This window comes from Brevundimonas sp., assembly GCF_024711105.1.
Taxonomy (GTDB): domain Bacteria; phylum Pseudomonadota; class Alphaproteobacteria; order Caulobacterales; family Caulobacteraceae; genus Brevundimonas.
Window position 1 is genome coordinate 1 of sequence record NZ_JANJTL010000122.1, and the last position, 3,177, is coordinate 3,177.

Genomic DNA, 3,177 nt, shown 5'->3' on the forward strand with positions numbered 1-3,177 from the left:
ATGCCCGAGTTCCAGCGCGGCGTGGCCGTGGCCTACTGCGACTCGCCCGGCCCGCTCGATCGCGGCCAGAACACCTTCTACGCGGTCTCGCCGATCCCGGACGACTGGACCGAGGAGCAGGTCGCCTCCTTCCTGCGCGAATACAACACGCGCAGTATTCACGAGCTGACCATCCACGAGGCCATGCCTGGCCACTACCTGCAGATTGCGCATTCGAACCGGCATCCGTCGGTGCTGCGGGCTGTGCTCAGCTCGGGGCCGTTTGTCGAAGGCTGGGCCTGCTACGTCCAGGACGTCATGGACGAGGCCGGCTACATGGACCGCGATCCGCTCTACCGGCTGGTCCACCTGAAGTGGCAGCTGCGCATGGTCGCCAACGCCATCCTCGACCAGGCCATCCACGTCGACGGCATGAGCCGCGAGGCGGCCATGGAGCTGATGATGCGCGACGCCTTCCAGGAAGAGCGCGAAGCCGCCGGCAAGTGGATCCGCGCCCAGCTCAGCTCCACCCAGCTCCCGACCTATTTCGTCGGCTGGGACGAACACTGGAGCCTGCGCCGCGAAGTCCAGGCCCGCGAAGGCGCGGCCTTCAACCTCAAGGCCTATCACGACCGGGCGCTGTCGTTCGGCTCCCCGCCGGTGCGCTACACCCGCGCGCTGATGCTGGGCGAGGCGATCGCTTGAGGCGGAAGCAGGACCGGCAGTCGCAGGCAACTGGCGCGACGGTCGGCAACGGGTGGAAAGCGGACCTAACCGACAATCGCCCCTTCTCCGACCGCTCGACCCTCCCAGAGGAAGAAGCGTCCCGCTGCCCGAAGCGCGCTTGCTGCCTCGTCGCCTGACAGCAGGTAGAAGCCCACGCGCCGCGTCTCACCGGGGTTTAGCGCCGTCTGGCCGAGCATTGGCAACCCGTCCCAGCCCACCAGTGGCCTTTCAAGAGAGACCACGCAGGGGCAGCTCCATCCCGGGAGCGCGGCCGTGGCCCTACCGCCCTCCTCGGTCGCATACATGAGCACGTCAGCCCCGAGATGCGGCTCCACGCGCGTCAGGAAGTCAGCTCGGGACATCCCAAGACCTTGGAAGCTGGATCGTATGTCTGCAATGGGTGAAAAGCGGTCTTCAGAGCCGCCTACCCTGCCCAATTCGATGATGGCCCACGCGATGGCGCATGAGATGTGGAGGGCGAGGCAGACCCGAGCGGCAGTGAGGAATCCGCGCTGGCGAGGGCCAAGGTCCGGTTCAGGCGTACGGAACAGCCGCCCAATCAGCCTGAAAGCGTTGAAGTGGGCATATCCACGCGGTGAGTTGTCGAGCAGATTTCCAGTGCGGGCCGCAGTGATTGCGTCGATGGCTATCGCTGAGACGAGCACGCCCATCGCGGACAGGACTAAGATCACGAATAGGACGGCCTCAATCATCATTGTGAGGCTACACTCGCCCCGCCGCAACGTCAGCTAGGGGTCGGAAGCGGACCTGAGGGTCTCCCTGCGGCGCCGGCGCTCCTATCGAAGCAACTGAACATACTGATCTCATTGGAACGTCTGCGCCTTCGTGGACTGAAAAGGCCCGCCCGCCTAATCAGCCTTAGACTGCCCGCTCCGGTCTTTGACACAGTCCATCGACGTCAGGCGCTTCCGAAAAAAAAAGCGCGGGCAGCACTGCTGCAGTTGCAGTCACTGTTTCGGACTGCAGGTCGCTCAGCCCAGCAGGCAAGACCAGATCAGCAGGACCGCGGCGATCAGGCTGCCGGTGTGGGTCATCACCATGCCCGTGGCGCGCAGCGAGGTGCTGAAGCGGTACATCCCCGCCGCGTGCGCCACCCGGCCGAGCACCAGCAGCGCCGCCAGCAGCCAGACGAACAGGCCGATGAAATCGGCCATCTCGACCAGGCCCAGCAGGATGAGTCCCAGCGGCACGGTCTCGATGGCGTTGGCGTGGGCGCGGATGCGGCGGTTCAGGTCGTGGTCGTCGCCGTGGCCGACGGCGACCTGCAGCTTCTGACGCCGCAGGCTGACGCCCAGGCTCATGGCGGTGATCATGACGGCGAGGATCGCCGCGGTGATCGAGGTGATCGGCAGGTCCATCGGTTCTCCCCCCGGCTTGGACGTCTAGGCCAGAGCCTGCTCCAGATCGGACATCAGGTCATCCAGATCTTCGACCCCGACCGACAGCCGGATCAGACTGTCGGTGACACCGCCCGCCTCGCGAACCTCCTTGGGCACCGAGGCGTGGGTCATGATGGCCGGGTGGTTCACCAGGCTTTCGACCCCGCCCAGTGATTCCGCCAGGGTGAAGACCTGGAACCGCTCCAGCACCTGGCGCGTGCGGCTGAGGTCGCCGTCCACGATCAGGGAGATCATGCCGCCGAAGCCGCGCATCTGCCGCTTGGCCAGTTCGTGCTGCGGATGACTCTCCAGCCCCGGATAGAAGACCTTGGCCACGCCCGGGCGGCCCTCCAGCCAGCGGGCGATGGCCGAGGCGTTCTCGCAGTGCGCCTTCATCCGCACGCCGAGCGTCTTCAGGCCCCGGTTGGCGAGGAAGGCGTCGAACGGCCCCATCACCCCGCCGACGGAGTTCTGCAGGAACTTCACCTGGGCGGCGAGGTCGGAGTCCCGGACCACAACGGCGCCGCCGATCACGTCGGAGTGGCCGTTCAGGTACTTGGTGACCGAGTGCATGACGAGGTCGGCGCCGAGGTCCAGCGGGTTCTGGCACCAGGGCGTGGCGAAGGTGTTGTCCACCACCATCAGCAAACCGCGCGCCTTGGCCAGCTTCGACAGGGCCGTGATGTCCGCCAGCTTCATCAGCGGGTTGGTCGGGGTCTCGACCCAGAGCATCCTGGTCTGCGGCCCGATCGCGGCCTCGACCGCCGAGACATCCGACAGATCGACATAACGGAAATTCAGTCCCGCCGAGCGCCGCCGGACCCGCTCGAACAGCCGGTAGGTGCCGCCATAGAGGTCGTCGCCCGTCAGGACCTCGGAGCCCGCGTCGAGCAGCTCCAGCAGGGTCGAGGTCGCAGCCATGCCCGAGGCGAAGCCAAACCCGGCCGTGCCGTTCTCAAGGTCGGCCAGACAGGCCTCGAAGGCCTCGCGGGTCGGGTTCTTGCCGCGCGCGTACTCATAGCCCTTGTTCACGCCCGGGCTCTCCTGGGCGTAGGTCGAAGTGGCGTAGATC

The 3,177-nt window shown here is 66.3% G+C and carries 4 protein-coding genes; 1 reads left to right on the top strand and 3 read right to left on the bottom strand.

Annotation, left to right across the window (positions count from 1 at the left end; translation table 11 throughout):
• Nucleotides 1–684: DUF885 domain-containing protein (locus Q0M60_RS08940; protein ID WP_296818426.1), on the top strand; the 684-nt coding region annotated here is incomplete at its 5' end.
• A 65-nt stretch (nucleotides 685–749) separates the two neighbouring features.
• Here the strand turns inward: Q0M60_RS08940 and Q0M60_RS08945 are convergent.
• The 3 genes from Q0M60_RS08945 to Q0M60_RS08955 all read right to left on the bottom strand — a co-directional run.
• A complete protein-coding gene (locus Q0M60_RS08945; protein ID WP_296818428.1) occupies nucleotides 750–1,421 on the bottom strand; it encodes a hypothetical protein in 672 nt (223 codons plus the stop codon).
• A gap of 276 nt (nucleotides 1,422–1,697) precedes the next feature.
• A complete protein-coding gene (locus Q0M60_RS08950) occupies nucleotides 1,698–2,084 on the bottom strand; it encodes an MAPEG family protein (RefSeq protein ID WP_296818430.1) in 387 nt (128 codons plus the stop codon).
• A 24-nt stretch (nucleotides 2,085–2,108) separates the two neighbouring features.
• On the bottom strand, nucleotides 2,109–3,177 hold a 1,069-nt coding region (locus tag Q0M60_RS08955), incomplete at its 5' end, for a PLP-dependent aspartate aminotransferase family protein (protein WP_296818432.1).